The organism is Reichenbachiella sp. MSK19-1 (assembly GCF_003590315.1).
Lineage (GTDB): Bacteria > Bacteroidota > Bacteroidia > Cytophagales > Cyclobacteriaceae > Reichenbachiella > Reichenbachiella agariperforans.
Genome location: NZ_MIER01000002.1, coordinates 240,328 through 258,487, shown reverse-complemented (window position 1 = coordinate 258,487; position 18,160 = coordinate 240,328). Strand labels below are relative to the sequence as shown.

The 18,160-nt window shown below is 42.2% G+C and carries 19 protein-coding genes; 10 read left to right on the top strand and 9 right to left on the bottom strand.

Going from position 1 to position 18,160, the window contains the following annotated elements:
* Genes BGP76_RS01160 through aspS form a run of 3 tightly spaced genes read right to left on the bottom strand, consistent with a single transcriptional unit; the run spans position 1 to position 3,282 of the window.
* Positions 1 to 363, bottom strand: coding sequence for a response regulator (locus tag BGP76_RS01160; protein ID WP_073120101.1), 363 nt, complete (start codon positions 361 to 363; stop codon positions 1 to 3).
* Positions 364 to 414: 51 nt separating this feature from the next.
* Positions 415 to 1,524: a BamA/TamA family outer membrane protein gene (locus BGP76_RS01155; RefSeq protein ID WP_119843309.1), complete on the bottom strand. Its 1,110-nt coding sequence runs from the start codon at positions 1,522 to 1,524 to the stop codon at positions 415 to 417.
* Positions 1,525 to 1,527: 3 nt separating this feature from the next.
* Positions 1,528 to 3,282 (bottom strand): aspartate--tRNA ligase, encoded by a 1,755-nt coding sequence (aspS, locus tag BGP76_RS01150; RefSeq protein ID WP_119843308.1) that lies wholly within the window; start codon positions 3,280 to 3,282, stop codon positions 1,528 to 1,530.
* A gap of 97 nt (positions 3,283 to 3,379) precedes the next feature.
* Here aspS and BGP76_RS01145 point away from each other — a divergent pair, with 97 nt between their 5' ends.
* From BGP76_RS01145 to BGP76_RS01135, 3 genes are all read left to right on the top strand, one after another.
* Positions 3,380 to 4,030, top strand: a complete 651-nt coding sequence (locus tag BGP76_RS01145) for a hypothetical protein (protein ID WP_119843307.1) — start codon at positions 3,380 to 3,382, stop codon at positions 4,028 to 4,030.
* Positions 4,027 to 4,476: a nucleoside deaminase gene (locus BGP76_RS01140; protein ID WP_073120113.1), complete on the top strand. Its 450-nt coding sequence runs from the start codon at positions 4,027 to 4,029 to the stop codon at positions 4,474 to 4,476. The genes BGP76_RS01145 and BGP76_RS01140 overlap by 4 nt, the downstream gene beginning before the upstream one ends.
* Positions 4,477 to 4,582: 106 nt before the next feature.
* Complete coding sequence (locus BGP76_RS01135) at positions 4,583 to 5,185, top strand: superoxide dismutase (protein WP_073120116.1); 603 nt, start codon at positions 4,583 to 4,585, stop codon at positions 5,183 to 5,185.
* A gap of 167 nt (positions 5,186 to 5,352) precedes the next feature.
* Here BGP76_RS01135 and rpmA read toward each other — a convergent pair whose 3' ends face one another.
* Positions 5,353 to 5,622, bottom strand: coding sequence for a 50S ribosomal protein L27 (gene rpmA, locus BGP76_RS01130; protein WP_073120119.1), 270 nt, complete (start codon positions 5,620 to 5,622; stop codon positions 5,353 to 5,355).
* A 9-nt stretch (positions 5,623 to 5,631) separates the two neighbouring features.
* On the bottom strand, positions 5,632 to 5,940 hold the full coding sequence (gene rplU, locus BGP76_RS01125) for a 50S ribosomal protein L21 (protein WP_073120122.1): 309 nt from the start codon (positions 5,938 to 5,940) through the stop codon (positions 5,632 to 5,634).
* Between the two features lie 458 nt (positions 5,941 to 6,398).
* Between rplU and BGP76_RS01120 the strand changes: the two genes are divergently transcribed.
* The 4 genes from BGP76_RS01120 to BGP76_RS01105 all read left to right on the top strand — a co-directional run bounded on the left by BGP76_RS01120 (position 6,399) and on the right by BGP76_RS01105 (position 10,461).
* The gene (locus BGP76_RS01120) at positions 6,399 to 7,388 is read left to right on the top strand and encodes a ribonucleoside-diphosphate reductase small subunit (RefSeq protein ID WP_073120125.1); all 990 of its coding nucleotides are present in this window, start codon (positions 6,399 to 6,401) and stop codon (positions 7,386 to 7,388) included.
* 36 nt (positions 7,389 to 7,424) lie between these two features.
* Positions 7,425 to 9,776, top strand: coding sequence for a ribonucleoside-diphosphate reductase subunit alpha (locus BGP76_RS01115; protein WP_119843306.1), 2,352 nt, complete (start codon positions 7,425 to 7,427; stop codon positions 9,774 to 9,776).
* Between the two features lie 117 nt (positions 9,777 to 9,893).
* Entirely contained in the window at positions 9,894 to 10,142 is a 249-nt protein-coding gene (locus BGP76_RS01110; protein WP_119843305.1) for a ribbon-helix-helix domain-containing protein, read from the top strand.
* Complete coding sequence (locus tag BGP76_RS01105; protein ID WP_073120133.1) at positions 10,129 to 10,461, top strand: type II toxin-antitoxin system PemK/MazF family toxin; 333 nt, start codon at positions 10,129 to 10,131, stop codon at positions 10,459 to 10,461. Before BGP76_RS01110 ends, BGP76_RS01105 begins: the two co-directional genes overlap by 14 nt.
* Positions 10,462 to 10,512: 51 nt before the next feature.
* Here the strand turns inward: BGP76_RS01105 and BGP76_RS01100 are convergent, their stop codons facing one another.
* Together BGP76_RS01100 and ribD are read right to left on the bottom strand one after the other, a co-directional pair.
* Positions 10,513 to 11,418 (bottom strand): class I SAM-dependent methyltransferase, encoded by a 906-nt coding sequence (locus tag BGP76_RS01100; RefSeq protein WP_073120136.1) that lies wholly within the window; start codon positions 11,416 to 11,418, stop codon positions 10,513 to 10,515.
* Positions 11,419 to 11,533: 115 nt separating this feature from the next.
* The gene (gene ribD / locus BGP76_RS01095; RefSeq protein WP_119843304.1) at positions 11,534 to 12,565 is read right to left on the bottom strand and encodes a bifunctional diaminohydroxyphosphoribosylaminopyrimidine deaminase/5-amino-6-(5-phosphoribosylamino)uracil reductase RibD; all 1,032 of its coding nucleotides are present in this window, start codon (positions 12,563 to 12,565) and stop codon (positions 11,534 to 11,536) included.
* A gap of 36 nt (positions 12,566 to 12,601) precedes the next feature.
* Here ribD and prmC point away from each other — a divergent pair, with 36 nt between their 5' ends.
* On the top strand, positions 12,602 to 13,456 hold the full coding sequence (prmC, locus tag BGP76_RS01090; protein ID WP_158583978.1) for a peptide chain release factor N(5)-glutamine methyltransferase: 855 nt from the start codon (positions 12,602 to 12,604) through the stop codon (positions 13,454 to 13,456).
* On the opposite strand, the gene BGP76_RS01085 is transcribed toward prmC, so the two are convergent.
* Together BGP76_RS01085 and BGP76_RS01080 are read right to left on the bottom strand one after the other, a co-directional pair.
* The gene (locus BGP76_RS01085) at positions 13,449 to 14,693 is read right to left on the bottom strand and encodes a lysophospholipid acyltransferase family protein (RefSeq protein ID WP_119843302.1); all 1,245 of its coding nucleotides are present in this window, start codon (positions 14,691 to 14,693) and stop codon (positions 13,449 to 13,451) included. The genes prmC and BGP76_RS01085 overlap by 8 nt on opposite strands.
* Positions 14,693 to 15,715, bottom strand: coding sequence for an RluA family pseudouridine synthase (locus BGP76_RS01080; RefSeq protein ID WP_073120147.1), 1,023 nt, complete (start codon positions 15,713 to 15,715; stop codon positions 14,693 to 14,695). Before BGP76_RS01080 ends, BGP76_RS01085 begins: the two co-directional genes overlap by 1 nt.
* A gap of 176 nt (positions 15,716 to 15,891) precedes the next feature.
* Between BGP76_RS01080 and BGP76_RS01075 the strand changes: the two genes are divergently transcribed.
* Together BGP76_RS01075 and BGP76_RS01070 are read left to right on the top strand one after the other, a co-directional pair.
* Positions 15,892 to 16,548 carry a hypothetical protein gene (locus BGP76_RS01075; RefSeq protein ID WP_073120149.1) on the top strand — a complete coding sequence of 219 codons (657 nt, stop codon included), beginning with the start codon at positions 15,892 to 15,894 and terminating at the stop codon, positions 16,546 to 16,548.
* A gap of 69 nt (positions 16,549 to 16,617) precedes the next feature.
* Positions 16,618 to 18,144 (top strand): hypothetical protein, encoded by a 1,527-nt coding sequence (locus tag BGP76_RS01070; protein ID WP_119843301.1) that lies wholly within the window; start codon positions 16,618 to 16,620, stop codon positions 18,142 to 18,144.
* Positions 18,145 to 18,160 lie beyond the last annotated feature (16 nt).

The following is an 18,160-nucleotide window of genomic DNA, read 5'->3' as shown; positions in this document are numbered from 1 at the left end:
TTAATTATTCTTCTCAATCATAGCGATCAACTCCTCTGCATCCCATGGTTTGCCCATGCTACCATCCAAGTCATAGGACTTAATCGCGTGGCGAATGATCTCATCGTTGACATATTCAGAGATAATGATCTTGATCATATCTGGAAACTTATCACTGACGATCTGAAGCATCTCTACCCCAGTCATACCAGGCATACGATGATCACAGACGATGACGTCATACTTTTCGTTCTCCAGTAGCTCCATACCTTCCTCTGCACTACCCGCAGTAGTTACTTGATACCTTCTTTTGAATGCTATTCTGAAGACATTGAGGTTGGCCACCTCGTCATCAACGTAAAGTAGTTTTTTTTTCTCTGCCATAAATAAATTTCTTATTCAGCTGGTTACCTGCAAAACTAATAATTCCAAGGATCAAAAGGCCTCTCGCACAGACAAATAAAATGCGTACTGACCATTATCCGTAAAGCCGACATCCATTCTCAAGTTCAATTTCTGATCTTTCATGGCCTGAAACCGACCACCAAATCCATAGACAAAACGCACATCCTCCGCATTCAGCTCCGAAAACGTGTCAAACACCTGACCCGCACCCGCGAACAACACTCCACCTAGCCGCCAAAATAAGTCCTGACGCCCCTCTACTTGAAAATACATACTTTGCCTGTCCATGTAGACATTGCGGTGATCAAACCCTCGAAGATAATTGTCCCCAGCCATCACATTAAGCTTATAAAAAGGCACATCATCCCCAGTAATGAAATTGGCTCGAAACTGATAGGCCAGTATATTCTTTGGTCCGAGCAACTCGAAATAATGCCTAAAATCAAAGTTGTAAGTCACATAGTTATACTCCCCTCCTATCGCACGACCATATAGCCCGATCGAACTCTTGAATAGCATACCTGCCGTAGGATATAACGTACTATTACGCGAGTCATAATTAGCCGCTGGACCGATACCAACATTGCGCCCGCCACTCACCCCGGTGGGGTTTTGCATCTCCAGCATCCCTCCATCATCTGGTTGGATATCGTTGTACTGTAGGTCAAAAGTCAATCCATAAAAGACCTTACTATTGAGCGGCTTTAGCGCCTGACCTACCAACTGGATATAATTGTTACCATAGCGTTCGTAAGCTTCTGGATCCGTATCATTGCCGACCCCATAATAGGAATCAGGGTACTTGTAGATACGTGAGATGAAATTGAGATTGATACCGCTCTTGAAGAAAAAATCGAACTCGGACTTAACCAATATCTGCTTATTGGTAGTAAAGACCACATAGGGTGTGATCGAAGTAGGACGGTAAAACTCACTCGTTTCACCTTTTTTTTCGTGATCCAAAACGACAAACGCAATGGCTCCTAAATTCAATTTGCTTTCTGGCGAATAAGCCACCACTGGGTAGAAAGCATACTTTTTCTTGTCTTTAACCGAGCTTACAATAGTACTATCACCCACCTGCCCCTTAACCACATTGGCTAGCAACAGGAAGGTGATAGCTATCAACCAGGCTTTCACGTTTTACTCGCTTGGAAGTAAATCTAACCCGAGATCATCCAACTGATCACGCGAAATAGGAGACGGTGACTCGATCATCACGTCTCTGGCTGAAGTATTTTTAGGAAAAGCGATAAAGTCTCTGATAGAATCTGACCCACCAAACATCGAGCATAATCTATCGAACCCAAATGCAATCCCACCATGTGGAGGCGCACCATATTCGAATGCCTCCATCAAGAAGCCAAACTGTGATTTAGCCTCTTCGTCGCTGAACCCGAGGTGCTTGAACATCAAAGCCTGAGTCTTCTGATCATGGATTCTGATCGATCCACCACCAATCTCCACACCATTGATCACCAAATCATACGCATTGGCCTTCACAGCACCTGGATCAGTATCCAACAGCGGAATTTGCTCCTCTTTCGGAGAGGTAAATGGGTGATGCATAGCATGGTAACGCTGCGTCTCCTCATCCCACTCTAGGAGTGGGAAATCTAATACCCAAAGTGGCTTAAAATTCATCGGGTCTTTCAATTCGAGCAAATCTCCCATATGCAAACGCAGATCATTCATCTGCTTTCTCGTCGCATCGATCCCTCCTGATAGGACAAGAATCAAATCACCTGGCTTAGCACCCGCTTTGTCCGCCCATGCTTTCAAATCCTCTTGCGAGTAGAACTTGTCTACCGAGGATTTGAAAGTGCCGTCTGTGTTACATTTGACATGCACGAGACCTTTGGCTCCTACCTGTGGCCTCTTGACAAAATCCGTCAATGCGTCAATCTGCTTTCTCGTCCAATCTGCACATCCTTCTGCACAAATCCCTAACACGAGTTCCGCTTGATCAAATACGTTGAAACCTTTATTTTGCGCCACATCGTTCAGCTCCACGAATTGCATCCCGAATCTCACATCTGGCTTATCAGACCCATAGAGTCTCATCGCATCATCGTACTGCATGTGTACAAATTCACCGACCTCTACGTCTAGTGCTTCTTTAAACAAGAATCTCGTCAAGCCTTCGAAAGTATCCAGAATATCCTGCTGAGACACAAAAGACATTTCACAATCAATCTGTGTAAACTCTGGTTGTCTATCCGCTCTCAAATCCTCGTCTCTAAAACACTTCACGATCTGGAAGTATCTATCAAAACCCGAAACCATCAGCAGCTGCTTAAAAGTCTGCGGTGACTGTGGCAAAGCATAAAACTCACCCTTATTCACACGGGATGGGACGACAAAATCACGAGCTCCCTCGGGAGTCGACTTGATCAGTACAGGCGTCTCTACCTCCATAAAGCTGGAGTCAGAAAGATACTTGCGAGTCGCCTGTAGCATTTTGTGACGAAGCATCAGTTTATCCCTCACCTCTCCTCTTCTCAGGTCTAGATATCGGTATTTCATTCGGAGTTCCTCTCCACCATCGGTATCATTATCGATGATAAATGGAGGTACTTTCGATGCATTCAATATTTCTAAATCGGTGACTTTGATTTCAATATCACCCGTTTCTATCTTATCATTTTTCGCAAAGCGTTCTACCACTTCACCAGAAGCCTTGAGCACAAACTCACGACCAATGGTTTTAGCCATTTCGATCACCTTAGTATCTGTTACGCCTTCTTCGAATATCAATTGGGTGACACCATATCTATCACGAAGATCGATCCAGACCATACCACCTTTATCTCTTACTTTTTGTACCCAGCCGCACAAGGTCGCTTGGCTACCCGCCTGTTCGGCTCTTAATTCTCCACATGTGTGAGTTCTAAGCATGCTTATTTTTTTTGTTTGTAAAAAACGAGGCGCAAATTTAATCATTGTAAGGTATTGGGCTTCATAGCGAACTACTTTAATTTTGATTTTTTCCGAGATGCAATATCCATATATCAAGACCATGCGAATGAGTCCATTGACCGAAGTGAAACTGCACAATGAGCCTTATATTGCGGGCACAAACAAGACATACATGCAACTATTTTTTATAAGCTTATCTATTTTAATCCAATCCTACACGCAGGATCTTAGCCCTGTACAGGTCACCGACAACATCAGCATGCTGATCCCCTCGGATTTCAGACCGATGACGGATGACGAAATCGCCAGTAAGTACTTTACCACCAAACGTCCTTTAGTACTTTATACCAACAGAGACCTCACCATCGATCTAGGTGTCAATCAATCCGTCACCCAGTGGGTAGAAAAAGACATTGAAATCATGGCAGATTTTCAAAAATCCAACGTTTTCAACCTCTATGATGACGTCAAAATCATCTCCGAAGGCACCAAAGAGATCAACGGAAGAAAAGCCGTCTACATGGAATTCATCTCCACTGTCAATCCAGACAAAGACTCGTTTCGCAACGAAGGCAGCATCCAAAAATACACCTATATCCAATACATCATTGTCGGCAAGCATGCTCTAGTATTTAACTTCACTAGCCCTTCTCAGCTACAGGAGGAATGGCAAGGAGCCGCACACCAGATCATGGACGATGTCCGCATCAAAGGAAAAATCAAATGATACAAGGTCTACACAGCGATGAGGCCTTCATGAAGGAAGCGCTAAAACAAGCACAGTACGCATTCGAAGAAGGAGAAATCCCCGTAGGTGCAGTAGTGGTCTGCGACAATAAAATCATTGCACGCGCCTACAACCAGACCGAGCGACTCAATGATGTCACGGCACATGCAGAGATGCTTGCCATCACCTCTGCAGCCAATTATCTCGGGTCAAAATATTTAACGAATTGTAAACTCTATGTCACACTAGAACCTTGTACCATGTGTGCTGGTGCTACATTTTGGTCACAAGTAGATGAAATCATCTTCGGTGCACACGACGACAAACGAGGCTACAGCAGACTGCAAGGACAAGTACTCCATCCCAAAGCCAAAGTAACAGGCGGCATCATGGAAAAAGAATGTGGTAACTTGGTTACATCTTTCTTCTCAAAACTGAGAGATTGACGTTAACAATCTTTTAATAGAATAGAATGATAAGTTTCTCTTTCATTCTGTTAAAGAAATTCTACTTTTACGAGTAAATAAATTTTGAACATAAAACGACAAAATCATGGCTTTCGAATTAGCACCTTTACCATATGCACACGACGCATTGGAGCCTAACATTGACAAGGCGACAATGGAAATCCACCACGGCAAACACCACGCTGCATACATCAGCAAGTTGAATGATGCCATCGCTGGTACGGATCTAGAAGGAAAATCTATTGATGAATTGGTTAAAAACCACAGTGACAATACTGCTGTCAGAAACAATGGCGGTGGACACTTCAACCACTCTCTATTCTGGTCAGTATTGAGCCCAGACGGTGGAGGAACCCCTACTGGAGACGTAGCAACAGCTATCGATTCAGCTTTCGGTTCGTTAGACAACTTCAAAGACGAGTTCGCCAAAGCTGCAGCCACTAGATTTGGCTCTGGATGGGCTTGGCTATGTGTCAAAGACGGTAAGCTAGAAATTTGTTCTACTGCCAACCAAGACAATCCATTGATGCCAGTAGCAGGATGCGAAGGTACACCTATCCTTGGACTGGACGTATGGGAGCACGCTTACTACTTGAACTACCAAAACAGAAGACCAGACTACATCGCAGCATTTTTCAACGTGATCAACTGGGACGAAGTAAACAAAAGATTCGCTGCTGCTAAGTAATTAGTTTCGCACATAATCATTTCGCCTTGCTAGATGCAAAATTTCTAGCAAGGCTTTTTTATGCCCAACACTACAAAAGTATAACACAAAAAAGCACCAAGGGATTCCTTGGTGCTTTTTACTTCCTCTCTAGAACGCTAAGGAACTAGATAGTTTATACTTTCAGATTATGCCTGAGCAACCTCTTTAGACACTACAGATACAAATGATCTGTTTTGTCTTCCTTTTCTAAACTCTACTACACCGTCAGTCAATGCGAACAATGTATGATCTTTACCGATTCCAACATTAACGCCTGGGTGGTGCTTTGTACCTCTTTGTCTCACGATGATGTTACCAGCTATGATTTTCTCACCGCCAAAGATTTTCACCCCTAGTCGTTTACTATGTGACTCTCTTCCGTTTTTAGAACTACCCGCTCCTTTCTTATGTGCCATGGTGTTATATTATTTTATGGTCTCAATCAATATTTTTGTCAAGGCTTGTCTGTGCCCGTTTTTCTTCTTGTAACCTTTTCTTCTTTTCTTCTTGAAGACGATCACTTTATCGTCCTTCACATGCGAAAGAATCTTGGCTGTAACTTTAGCACCCTTTACTGTTGGAGTACCTACTTTGACCGCACCGTCGTTATCCACTAACAATACATTGTCAAACTCTACGGAAGCGCCCTCTTCACCCTCCAATGCTGGAGCATAAATGAATTGGTCTTGCGTTACTTTGAACTGCTTTCCTGCTATATCTACTATTGCGTACATAATATTATTAAAATATGCCTTATAAAAATTCGGACTGCAAAACTAACACGAAACCTCCGCTTTCCCAATAGTTTCTCTAGCATTTTATCATGACAAAAAAAAATATTTTTTTTTCACTTTTTTCATACCCTCCAAAACACTCGTTTTAGATCAAGTTGTAATTTACAAATAAGTAGTATCACACTGTATATCATACATTTAACTTATTTTTCCACATAGGTCAAAACATCACTTTGGTACGGGTGTAGAGATTGATTTTTTGAGGTCTTTTTTTCATATTTGTACTGCTTGATCAAAGGACTCTTCATACCTACAGGTCAAGTAATTCAAAGAAATAATTCAAGAAGTGCCAGTGATCGATTTCGACAGGGTTTTTATGTCGAACGGTGACTCATTGCTATTGTTTCTAGGGAGAGACTTAAAGATATCGATTAAAAACAGCGTGTAATAAAACTATAATGGCGAATCAACATATTGAAAATGAACCTATACTCAGAGAGAATAAAGACCGGTTCGTTTTGTTCCCAATCGAGAAGAATGACATCTGGCAATTCTACAAAAAAGCAGAAGCTAGTTTTTGGACTGCTGAAGAAATTGACCTCAGTCAAGATCTAAAAGATTGGAACAATTTAAATGATGGAGAAAGGCATTTTATCACGCATGTTTTAGCGTTCTTTGCAGCCAGTGATGGAATCGTCAATGAGAACCTCGCGGAGAACTTTGTCTCTGAAGTACAGTATACTGAAGCGAAGTTCTTTTACGGTTTTCAGATAGCCATAGAAAACATTCACTCGGAAACTTATTCTCTACTGATCGATACTTATGTAAAGGACAATAAAGAAAAAGACAAGCTGTTTCACGCAGTGGAAACTATCCCTTGTGTAAAGAAAAAAGCAGACTGGGCGCTACGATGGATCGATAATGGATCTTTTGCTGAGCGCCTCATTGCTTTTGCCGCTGTAGAAGGTATTTTCTTCTCTGGCTCTTTCTGCTCTATCTTCTGGTTGAAGAAGCGAGGTTTGATGCCAGGATTGACTTTTTCGAATGAGTTGATCTCTAGAGATGAAGGGTTACACTGTGATTTTGCGTGTTTGTTATATAACGACCACTTGGTCAACAAACTTTCTGTGGAAACCATCAAAGAAATCATCTGTGATGCCGTAACCATAGAGAAGGAGTTTGTCACTGATGCGATTCCTGTCAAATTGATCGGAATGAACTCTGAGTTAATGTGTCAGTACATTGAGTTTGTTGCAGACAGATTACTCATGGAGCTCAACTGCGACAAAGTGTACAACGCTACCAACCCATTTGATTTCATGGAAATGATCTCATTACAGGGTAAGACCAATTTCTTTGAAAAAAGAGTGGCAGAATACCAAAAAGCGGGAGTCATGAACGATGGCAATGATGACTCTCCAAAATTTAGTTTAGACGAAGACTTTTAATATAATATTAGATAACCCCTTATTCCCTATCGCCTTATGTTAGTAATAAAAAGAGATGGTCGCCGCGAATCTGTGAAGTTCGATAAAGTGACTGCCCGAATCGAAAAACTCTGCTACGGTCTCAACACCTCCTTCATTGAGCCTATTGATATCGCTAAAAAAGTGATCAATGGAATCTACGACGGTGTAACGACTGTAGAACTAGACAATTTAGCTGCTGAGACCGCTGCTGCTTTGACAACTGTCCACCCGGATTTTGCCAAACTTGCTGCTCGTATCGCTATATCTAACCTACACAAGACTACAAGCAAATCATTCTCTAACACAATGAAGAGAATGTATACCTACATAGATCCTAAAACTGGCGAGAATGCTTCGTTGATCGCAAAGGATGTATATGGTATCATCAAAGAAAACGCAGCGCTACTAGACTCTTCTATCATCTACGATAGAGATTTTGGGTATGACTACTTTGGGTTCAAAACACTCGAAAGATCATATCTCATGAAGCTAGACGGCCAGATCGTAGAGAGACCACAGCACATGCTCATGAGAGTAGCAGTAGGCATTCACAAAGAAGATATCCCAGCGGCTATCGAGACCTACAACTTGCTTTCTGAAAAGTGGTTTACACATGCGACACCTACGCTATTCAACGCAGGTACACCTAAGCCACAGTTGTCTTCTTGTTTTCTACTAACAATGAAAGATGACAGTATCGATGGGATCTACGATACACTGAAACAAACCGCTAAAATATCTCAATCTGCAGGGGGAATCGGACTGAGCATTCACAACGTAAGAGCGACTGGATCATATATTAAAGGAACTAACGGCGTATCCAATGGTATCGTACCGATGTTGAGAAACTTCGATATGACAGCTAGATACGTAGACCAAGGCGGGGGAAAAAGAAAAGGAAGCTTTGCGATCTATCTAGAGCCATGGCATGCGGATATTTTTGATTTCTTGGACTTGAAAAAGAACCACGGTAAAGAAGAGTTGAGAGCAAGAGATTTGTTCTACGCACTTTGGACTCCAGACTTATTCATGCAGAGAGTTAAAGAAAATGGCGAATGGACACTAATGTGCCCGCACGAATGCCCAGGATTGGCAGAAGTACACGGTGAGGAGTTTGAAAAGCTATACACCAAGTACGAATCAGAAGGTAGAGGCAGAAAAACCATCAAGGCACAAGACCTATGGTTCGAAATCCTCGAATCTCAGATCGAGACAGGTACACCATATATGCTCTTCAAAGACGCTGCCAACAAGAAGTCGAATCAGAAGAACTTAGGTACGATCAAATCTAGTAACTTGTGTACAGAAATCGTCGAGTACACTTCTCCAGACGAAGTAGCTGTATGTAACCTAGCGTCTATCGCATTGCCGATGTACATCAACGAGAACAACGAGTTTGATCATCAGAAGCTATATGACATCACTTATGTGATCACCAAGAACTTGAACAAAGTGATTGATGTGAACTACTACCCAGTACCAGAGGCTAAGAACTCAAACATGAGACACAGACCTATCGGTATCGGTGTACAAGGGTTGGCGGATACATTCATGAAATTAAGAATGCCATTCGACTCTCCTGAATCTAGAAAACTAAACAGCGAAATCTTCGAGACAATCTATTTCGCGTCAATGACAGCTTCTAAGGACATCGCCAAAGTAGAGGGTGCTTACGAAACATTCAAAGGTTCACCAGTATCAAAAGGCATCTTCCAGTACGACATGTGGAATGTAACACCAACAGATCGATGGGACTGGACTAGCTTGAAACAAGAAGTGAAAAAGCACGGGGTTAGAAACTCATTACTGTTGGCTCCCATGCCTACTGCATCGACTTCTCAAATCCTTGGCAACAACGAATGCTTCGAACCTTACACGTCCAACATGTACTTGAGAAGAGTACTATCAGGAGAGTTCACTGTTGTGAACAAGCACTTGATGAGTGATTTGATAGAGCTTGGCATCTGGGACGACAGCATGAAAAACAGAATCATGAACGCAAACGGTTCTATTCAAAACATCGCTGAGATACCACAGGAGATCAAAGACATCTACAAGACGGTTTGGGAGATTTCACAAAAAGCGATCATCGATATGTCGGCTGACAGAGGGGCGTTCATTTGCCAAAGTCAGAGTTTGAACATCCATTTGCAGGAGCCTAACTTCGGCAAGATGACTTCTATGCACTTCTACGCATGGGAGAAAGGATTGAAAACAGGCATGTACTACTTGAGAACGAAAGCTGCGGCTGATGCGATCAAGTTCACTGTTACCAAAGACAAAAAAGTAGAATCAGAGGCAGCAGAATTGACCGATAGAGCTGGTCAAGCCAATTCAGATTTCGAATGTGTAGGCTGTGGTAGCTAAACACTTACTTACAAAAAGCAAAAAAAGAGTCCTAACAATCAGATTGTTAGGACTCTTTTTTTTGTTTCACAGAATAATTAATATCTTTTATATTTACAAATCGTAAATATAAAAGATATGACAACATTTACTTCTTCCCTACCCGATTCGCTTTTGCAACGTCTCAATGACACTGCTCAAAAACTCAAATTGCCTAAAAACAAATTAATCGAAAAGGCACTAGATATCTATCTAGACCAAATCAATAGGGCAGAATATGTCTCCTCCTATAAATTGGCAGGGCAGGATCAGGACACGATACTCATCGCAGAAGAAGGCATGATCGAATACATGACACAGCTAAGTGATACAGATGAAACAAGGTGAAATCTGGGAACTTTATCTGAACCCTGTAAAAGGTAGTGAACAAGCAGGGCGTAGGCCTGCTGTCATTCTCAGTGGAGACTTGATGAACAAATACCTGAAGGTAGTCATAGTTTGTCCTCTGACTACCAAAATAAAAAATTACAAAGGAAATATTGTCTTAAAACCAGACACCTTCAACAACCTCATAGAACCCTCTGAAGTATTGATTTTTCATATCCGATCGGTCTCCAAAGACAGATTACAGCACAAAATAGGCAACATAGACAAAGCCCAATTGGCTCAACTGAAACAAGGGCTAGACGACATACTACGCTACTAAAAAAAAGCCCATCGTTCGAAAGAATGATGGGCTTTTTTTAGTTGACTATCCTCATATCTTCTCAAATACCAACCTGTAGTGATCCATAATCTCCTCCTCAAAGCATACACGGTTTGGGCTGACTTTGAAAACGGCTACTTGGTGTCTAAACTCTTTATTGGTCAAGAACTTCGGGATCAACGAAAGATACAAGCCGTACTTCTTCAAATTGAACTTCCTGAACTTCTTTCTCCACTGACCGATCGTCTCGATATAATCCAATCGACCACTGCTCTGCGAAATCAGCTTGAAATATGGCTTAGCACAATCGATCACCATTTCAGGACCGTAGGGCAACCAAGACCCTGGAAACTCCTTGATCATCAGTGCAAGAACGTGCGAAGCAGAACCTGGCTCTGCATTGATATCGATCTCCTCAAAAGGTAGCATATTCTTGCTAAACGTCATCGTTTGCATATAGTACCTGCCTCCTACTGGCAGCAAATCATAAAGCACCTTGAAAAAATCCTTGTAGACCTGCTCCTGTTTGCCAGCCTGCCACTCCTCCACTGAACAAAAATGCTCCAAGCCTCCGATGCATGTAATGGCATCAAACGTACCATAATCCTCCGGCTTTACCGTACGGCAATCTCTCACTATCACATTGAATCCATTTTTCTGACAGGCATCTGCCTGACCCTGAGACAGTGTCAACCCCATACTGGTCGCTCCTCGTTCTTTAACAATATAACGCGTGAAAGGTGCCCAGCCACAAGCCATGTCTAGCACCTTGCTACCCTCTTTGATGTTTAGACTATCCGCTATGAACTTATGCTTTGCTTTTTGGGCATCTTCCAATGTCATTGAAAAATCGCCATCATATTTGGCACCACTGTAATCCCCAGTTTCGCCCATACTTAGGCGAAAAATTTTGTCAATCGTGGTATAGGTAAAGTCTAGGTCTGCTTGTTGAGCCATGATCTATATTTTTGGTTAGGTAATGGCAGGATTGCCACTACAGCTGTGGTAAGATATGAATAATACTAGCTACTCCTGAATTTTAGCGGCTTAATTACAAGCGCAACCTAGTATTCTAATACGGACGAAAACAAACTAGCTTATCCCCTTCTATATCTAAAGATGAAATCTGATTCCCAATCAACCTAGGTGCTAATATTCCCTCACCAAATTCACTCTGAGAAATAAACACACGCGCTTCATCCCATAGCTTCTCAGTAATAAACGTATGTAATACAGCGCTCCCCCCTTCTATGATCACAGATTGCACCTTTCGCCTCATCAAGTCCTGTAGCATTTCATGTAGGAAATCCCTACTATCCAGTTTGATATACACCAAGTTCCCTGACCCATCCGAACGAACTGTATTATAACAGATCGTCGGGATGGATCGATCCATGATTTTGTATCCCTCCACCAGTTCAAGATTTCTATCTATAAAAATCCGAAGTGGGTCAGTCCCATTCCAATCTCTGACGTTGAGTGTGGGATCATCATACTTCACGGTATTCTTACCTACTAAGATCGCATCCTCCTCAGCACGCCATCGGTGCACCAGTTTTCGCGAATAGCTGTTACTGATCCATTTGGAATCATAATTTTTTCGTGAAACAAAACCATCAGCTGTCTGTGCCCATTTCAAAACAATGTAAGGTCTCTGCTTTTCGACCACATGAAAGAACCGACAATTCAATTCTCGTCCGACGTGATCCAGCACCCCAACCTCCACAGCAATCCCTGCAGCTTTCAGTTTACCTATCCCTCCACCGTTGACTAATGGAAAAGGATCATGATTAGCGATCACGACGCGCTGCACTTTATGCTTAACCAAAAGATCTGCACATGGTGGCGTTTTCCCATGATGTGCACAGGGTTCTAGAGTTACGTAAACAGTGGCTTCTGATAGAAGCGACTTATCTTCCACGCTATGGACAGCATTGACTTCTGCGTGTCCTTCACCATATTTTTGATGCCAACCCTCTCCGATAACTCGTCCCTCATGGACAATCACACAACCTACCATAGGGTTGGGGCTCACACTACCTCTACCCTTTTCGGCGAGATCAAAAGCCCGCTGCATAAAATATTGATCAGAGGTTTTATTCATCGGTTAAAGATACTTTTCTTTCCATATTTTTGCTCCATGAAGGTCATCTTTCCCAAAGAAACACAACAATCCATCGTCCAACTCCTGTCTCCAAACTACGACACACCCGAAGCTTCTTCTTTGAGTTTTTTACTCCTAGAATATGTTTTTGGATGGACACAAACTTCTATCATCATCAATTCAGCACATACACCTACAGCAGAAGAAGAAGAACTGTTAGATACCAGCATCACACGTCTCCAAAACAACGAACCTATCCAATACATCATGGAGATCGCAGACTTTTATAGTCGTAGCTTTCATGTCAACGAACATGTACTCATCCCAAGACAAGAGACAGAGTCATTGATTCAATTCATCAAAGAATATCAACCTTGGACACAAGTCAAAATTGCAGACATAGGTACTGGATCTGGCTGTATTCCATGCACTTTGTATCACGAAATTGATACAAGCGAAATACACGCTTATGATATCAGCACAGATGCACTAGCGGTAGCAGAACAAAACATCCAATCTCTCGGTTGTCAAATTCAGCTACATAAAATAGACATCTTGAACGAGTCGCTGGCCGAATCCAACTTTGACATCATCATCAGTAACCCTCCCTATGTACTAGAGTCTGAGAAGAAATCCATGCATGCCAATGTACTAATCCACGAACCTCACTTGGCACTATTCGTCAAAGATGAAAATCCCCTACTCTTTTATTCCGAGATCGCAAAACAAGGCCAGCATGCACTCAAAAAAGGAGGTCTTCTCTTCTTCGAGATCAATGAACGGTATGCTATCGAAACAGCCGAAATGCTCCTCTCAAAAGGATATACCAAAACTCGTATCTTCCAAGACATCCATGGCAAAGACCGCTTCGTATCAGGAGAACTCAGCTGACCAACTCCTTCAGTGAGGCCACCTTTTGGAGGAACTGGTCATATACAGATGACAAATGTGAAGACTTTCTTACCCGTCGGTTTTGGCGATAGACCGTCAGTATCTTATGCCACCTTCCATAGATCAACAAACTCATGGCACCTCCTAATGCTGCGCCCAAAGCCCACCACCACGAAGCTGTCAAATTATAAGCTATCGAGGCATATATACCCCAAACCGCAGGAGCGGCGACCAATCCTACGCCAAAATATATGGTATCGGTGAAGACTACATCTTTGATCCCCTTCATGATTTTCCATGGGATGAAAATAACAGGAAGGTTCAAAACCAAACCTACCATCGCAAACGGGCTCACAACATAAGTCAATAAAGCCGTTCCAAACAGGTTCTTTTTATACTCAAATGGGAAAATGACTCCTCCCTTTTCCAACTCTTTGCTCAAGCTAAGCACAGCCTCTTTATCTTCTTCACTTGCTTTCGCACCCAATGCACGAGACTGCTGATTAATCAGAGCATAATCCTCAATAAGTCGCTGAGGATTTTGATTGTGAAAAAACACTTTCTCTAAATAGTCATAACCTTCCTCTGGCATAGCCGCATGATACGCTGGTAGTGCCTGTTCAAACTTATCTTTGAGCGCATCGATATTCGCAGATGTCTCTTCTTTCGATTCTACCTTGATTGCATCACCATAGTGTAGCACCACCGATGACCTAAATTTGGTCTGCCCCGAATAAGTCAGGCCTATCGGTACGATGTAAAGCTCCTCAGGTGCATCAGGTTGGTTCAACCCTCCCAATGCTATCCGAGCAATTCCCTTTTTCATGGGCTTGACCACATAGCGACTATCATGACTCCCTTCAGGAAAAAGCATCAAGGATTCGTTCTCCTTAAATGCATCAAAACATGCTCTAAATACTTCTTGATTAGCCTTGACCGAATTAACACCATCTCGGGCACGGTACACTGCCATGAGATTAAGTGAATTCAGAAACCGCTTGACAAAGGGATTTTTGAATACATCCGCACGAACCAGATAATGCGTCATCTGATACACATGAGTGGTCATCAGTAGCGGATCAACGAGCGCATTTTGATGATTAGCACCAAAGATCACTGGAACGCCCTTCGGGACATTCTCATAGCCGACTACTTTGATTCTCTTATAATAAAAATGGAGGCAGGTACGAACATATAACCAAAAGGAATAGTACCAAAGGAAACGTATGATTTGCATTAGTCAACAGTATTAACATAGTTCTCCCATTTTTCGATCACCGAACGGAAATCTTCTGGGAGCTCAGAATCAAATTGAACAAATTCGTTAGTAGCTGGATGCACAAACCCAAGAGACTTGGCGTGCAAAGCCTGTCGTGGTATAATTTTAAAGCAATTGTCTACAAACTGCTTATACTTAGTAAAGGTAGTCCCCTTCAATACTCGATCACCACCATAGGTCGCATCATTGAATAGTGGATGGCCTATGTATTTGAGATGAGCACGAATCTGATGCGTTCGCCCTGTCTCTAAGTTGCACTTGATCAACGAGACATAGCGCATATTTCTTAGCACTTCATAGTGGGTCACCGCATTTCGTCCAAAGTCTCCCTCAGGAAATGGCGCGGTAATACGACGATCTTTTAAGCTTCTACCTAAGTTCACATCAATAGTCCCCTTCTCCTCTGTAGGCTCTCCCCATACCAATGCGTAGTATGTTCGCTCTATACTGTGATCAAAAAACTGCCTCGCCAGACTCGTCATCGCCAGCTCAGTCTTAGCGATGACCAACAGCCCAGAGGTATCTTTATCAATACGGTGTACCAGCCCCGGTCTCCCATCATTATTAGGCATAGTAGGCAAATTCTGAAAATGGAAGGTGAGTGCATTCACCAAAGTACCAGACCAGTTTTGATAAGCGGGATGCACAACCATGCCAGGCTCCTTGTTGACGACTAGAATATGGTCATCTTCAAAGACGATATTGAGCGGTATATCTTCTGGTTCGATATCTGTCACATTAGGAGGCTCGGGTAGTTCTACAACCACTTCATCCCCTGGACGCACCTTATAGTTAGGCTTTACTATCTCACTGTTCACCTTGATAAAACCTTCCTTGATTCCATCCTGCACTTTATTTCTTGTGACGTTGGGCAGCTTATCCATTAGGAACTTATCCAACCGCAGCAGCTCCTGTTTTGGATCTATTGTAATCCGATGATGTTCGTATAATTCGCCGTCCTCTATGTATGTCTCTTCCATTGTCGGCAAATTTACTATTTCAAATCTTTAAAAGACAGTGTATGTCTTGCACTATTCCTCTAAAAAAATATCACAGTCGCCTTATCAGGTATATTATTCATCGAATTAGTTTTGCAATTCAAGTACCAACACATAACTTGGATTCATCAAAATATTCTATTTAAACTCACTGTAACATGAAAACTAGAAACCTTTGCGCCTTAGGAGTGCTTTTTGCACTAGTATTTGCTTTTTCAGCTCAGGCACAACAAGACAAAAAAGACGTCAAAGCACTAAAAAAAGAGCTCAAAGACAAAGCGATCAAAGACGCTAGAAAAGAAGCTAAAAGGATAGAAAAAGATGATTGGTTTACTCAGCCAGGCACCTTACCACTAGACAAGCAAATCGAAAAAGCTTGGATGAAAGAAGCTGAAATAGATGACTATGGTTTTCCGGCTTACTTTGTAGGCTCTGGTAGTGCGCTAGCGGGCACACAATCTGCTGCTAAACTACAGGCTTCTACAATAGCAAAACAAGACCTAGCAGGTAGAATCAGTTCTAGTATTGCAGCTATTATTGAAACAAATATCGCTACAGAGCAACTATCAGCAGAAGATGCCGCTACGATCCAGCAAACGGTCTCCGCATCTACTGAAGTGATTTCTCAAAAACTAGCTAGAGTCATCCCATTGACCGAGCTTTACAGAAAGCAGGACAAGAATTTCGAATGCCAAATCAGAATTGCTTATAGTCAGGAAATGGCCAAGCAAGCGGCTAAAGATGTCATTGCACAAGAGCTAGAAGACAAAACCAACGTAACCAGAGAAAAGTTAGACAAGTTGATGAACTTCTAATTCATAAAATTATTTAACCGCTTAGGGGAGTTTTTCACTTCCCTAAGCTATTAATGCTTTTTCTTCCAGATGAAATCTATATCACTACTTCTCCTTATCGCTCTTGTGCCCTTGGTAGACTCGCTAGCCCAAGCTCCTGTCTGGACCAACTACGTACATAGGAAAGCCAATTTTCCTGAATCTGAATATTTGGTCGGCTTCATGTCCGAAAACAACATCAATGGAGAACCCGAAGAAGTAGTTCTGGAGAGATTACAAGGCTATAGCCGCGAGCAACTGGTAGAAAGCATACTCGTCGATATCCAAAGTATCAGTACGCTCAACATCCACAACGTCAATGCAAATACCCACGAAGAATTCAAAAAAAACAGCACGTCTGTAAGTAATGCCTCAATCGTAGGACTCAAAACAGAAACCTACTATGACAAAAGAAAGGATATTGGCTATGCTATCTCCTATGCTAAAAAGAAGGATATCATCAACCACTATAGCAATGAAATAGCCAAAAGCCTCAACCAAATCAATACGCTCTACACGATCATTCAAAATCAAATACAAGCAGGAAACAACGAAAATGCCCTCAAATCGCTATTTGAAACACAGACCTTATTGAGAAACATCGAGCAGCAAAGTACCATGCTCATCACACTGACTGGAGAGTACAACCATCCAGCCATCAAAAGGGATGAATTCAATCAACACAAAATCAACATTGACAATGATTTAATCTCAATCCGTAACACCGATCAATTTAAACTCGATGATGCGGCGTTCTTTATCGCTTACTCTCTCAGTATACAGCTAGACAATACCGACACGCCTATTAGAGTCAATAATTTCACCTACGAGGACACGCCTATGACTAGCTCATTTTCTCGTCGATTAAATGCCAGTATTGAACAAAAACTCATTCAACAAGGATTCAAAGTAATAAGTCAGAACATCGACAATCAAGACTACTACGTTCTCAATGGTATATACTGGGATGCAGCAGACAAACTAAAGGTCTCCACCATACTAAGAGAAACCGCCAGTTCAACAGCCATAGCCAGTACAGACTGCTACCTCACCAAGAGTTTTCTCGATCAAAACCAAATCTCCTACAAACCGCAAAACTATCAAGAAGCGATGGTGTCCATGCAGCAGTTTGCAAAAAACGAAATCACTGATGGCGGGCTCAAAATTGACGTTTTCACGAACAAAGGAAAAGACAATTTGATCTTTGAAGAAAATGAAGAAATGAAACTATTCGTCAAAGCGAATCGAGAATGTTATTTAAGATTCATCTACCACCTAGCAGACGGTAGTAAAGTGCTGCTACTCGACGACTACTACATTAGCCGTGAGTATGTCAACAAGGCCTATCAGCTACCCGAAACCTTCACCTGCGCCGAGCCCTTTGGTTTCGAAATCTTACAGCTCAATGCACAAAGTACTCCTTTTGAGCCTCTTCAGACGCAAGAACAATATGGCTATAAATTTATTATCGAAGACAGTGAGGCCATCATTCAAAAAACCCGTGGTTTCAAAAAATCAACGAATACCGAAGTTCTAAAGGCCGAAAAACGCCTATCGATCACTACCATGACCCCCTAATTAACCGTTTCAATCA

Bases quoted from the DNA above. Each gene is read 5' to 3' on its own strand.
- BGP76_RS01160 (WP_073120101.1), bottom strand. From the start codon at position 363: ATGGCAGAGAAAAAAAAACTACTTTACGTTGATGACGAGGTGGCCAAC.
- aspS (WP_119843308.1), bottom strand. From the start codon at position 3,282: ATGCTTAGAACTCACACATGTGGAGAATTAAGAGCCGAACAGGCGGGT.
- BGP76_RS01145 (WP_119843307.1), top strand. From the start codon at position 3,380: ATGCAATATCCATATATCAAGACCATGCGAATGAGTCCATTGACCGAA.
- BGP76_RS01140 (WP_073120113.1), top strand. From the start codon at position 4,027: ATGATACAAGGTCTACACAGCGATGAGGCCTTCATGAAGGAAGCGCTA.
- BGP76_RS01135 (WP_073120116.1), top strand. From the start codon at position 4,583: ATGGCTTTCGAATTAGCACCTTTACCATATGCACACGACGCATTGGAG.
- rpmA (WP_073120119.1), bottom strand. From the start codon at position 5,622: ATGGCACATAAGAAAGGAGCGGGTAGTTCTAAAAACGGAAGAGAGTCA.
- rplU (WP_073120122.1), bottom strand. From the start codon at position 5,940: ATGTACGCAATAGTAGATATAGCAGGAAAGCAGTTCAAAGTAACGCAA.
- BGP76_RS01120 (WP_073120125.1), top strand. From the start codon at position 6,399: ATGGCGAATCAACATATTGAAAATGAACCTATACTCAGAGAGAATAAA.
- BGP76_RS01115 (WP_119843306.1), top strand. From the start codon at position 7,425: ATGTTAGTAATAAAAAGAGATGGTCGCCGCGAATCTGTGAAGTTCGAT.
- BGP76_RS01110 (WP_119843305.1), top strand. From the start codon at position 9,894: ATGACAACATTTACTTCTTCCCTACCCGATTCGCTTTTGCAACGTCTC.
- BGP76_RS01105 (WP_073120133.1), top strand. From the start codon at position 10,129: ATGAAACAAGGTGAAATCTGGGAACTTTATCTGAACCCTGTAAAAGGT.
- BGP76_RS01100 (WP_073120136.1), bottom strand. From the start codon at position 11,418: ATGGCTCAACAAGCAGACCTAGACTTTACCTATACCACGATTGACAAA.
- ribD (WP_119843304.1), bottom strand. From the start codon at position 12,565: ATGAATAAAACCTCTGATCAATATTTTATGCAGCGGGCTTTTGATCTC.
- prmC (WP_158583978.1), top strand. From the start codon at position 12,602: ATGAAGGTCATCTTTCCCAAAGAAACACAACAATCCATCGTCCAACTC.
- BGP76_RS01085 (WP_119843302.1), bottom strand. From the start codon at position 14,693: ATGCAAATCATACGTTTCCTTTGGTACTATTCCTTTTGGTTATATGTT.
- BGP76_RS01080 (WP_073120147.1), bottom strand. From the start codon at position 15,715: ATGGAAGAGACATACATAGAGGACGGCGAATTATACGAACATCATCGG.
- BGP76_RS01075 (WP_073120149.1), top strand. From the start codon at position 15,892: ATGAAAACTAGAAACCTTTGCGCCTTAGGAGTGCTTTTTGCACTAGTA.
- BGP76_RS01070 (WP_119843301.1), top strand. From the start codon at position 16,618: ATGAAATCTATATCACTACTTCTCCTTATCGCTCTTGTGCCCTTGGTA.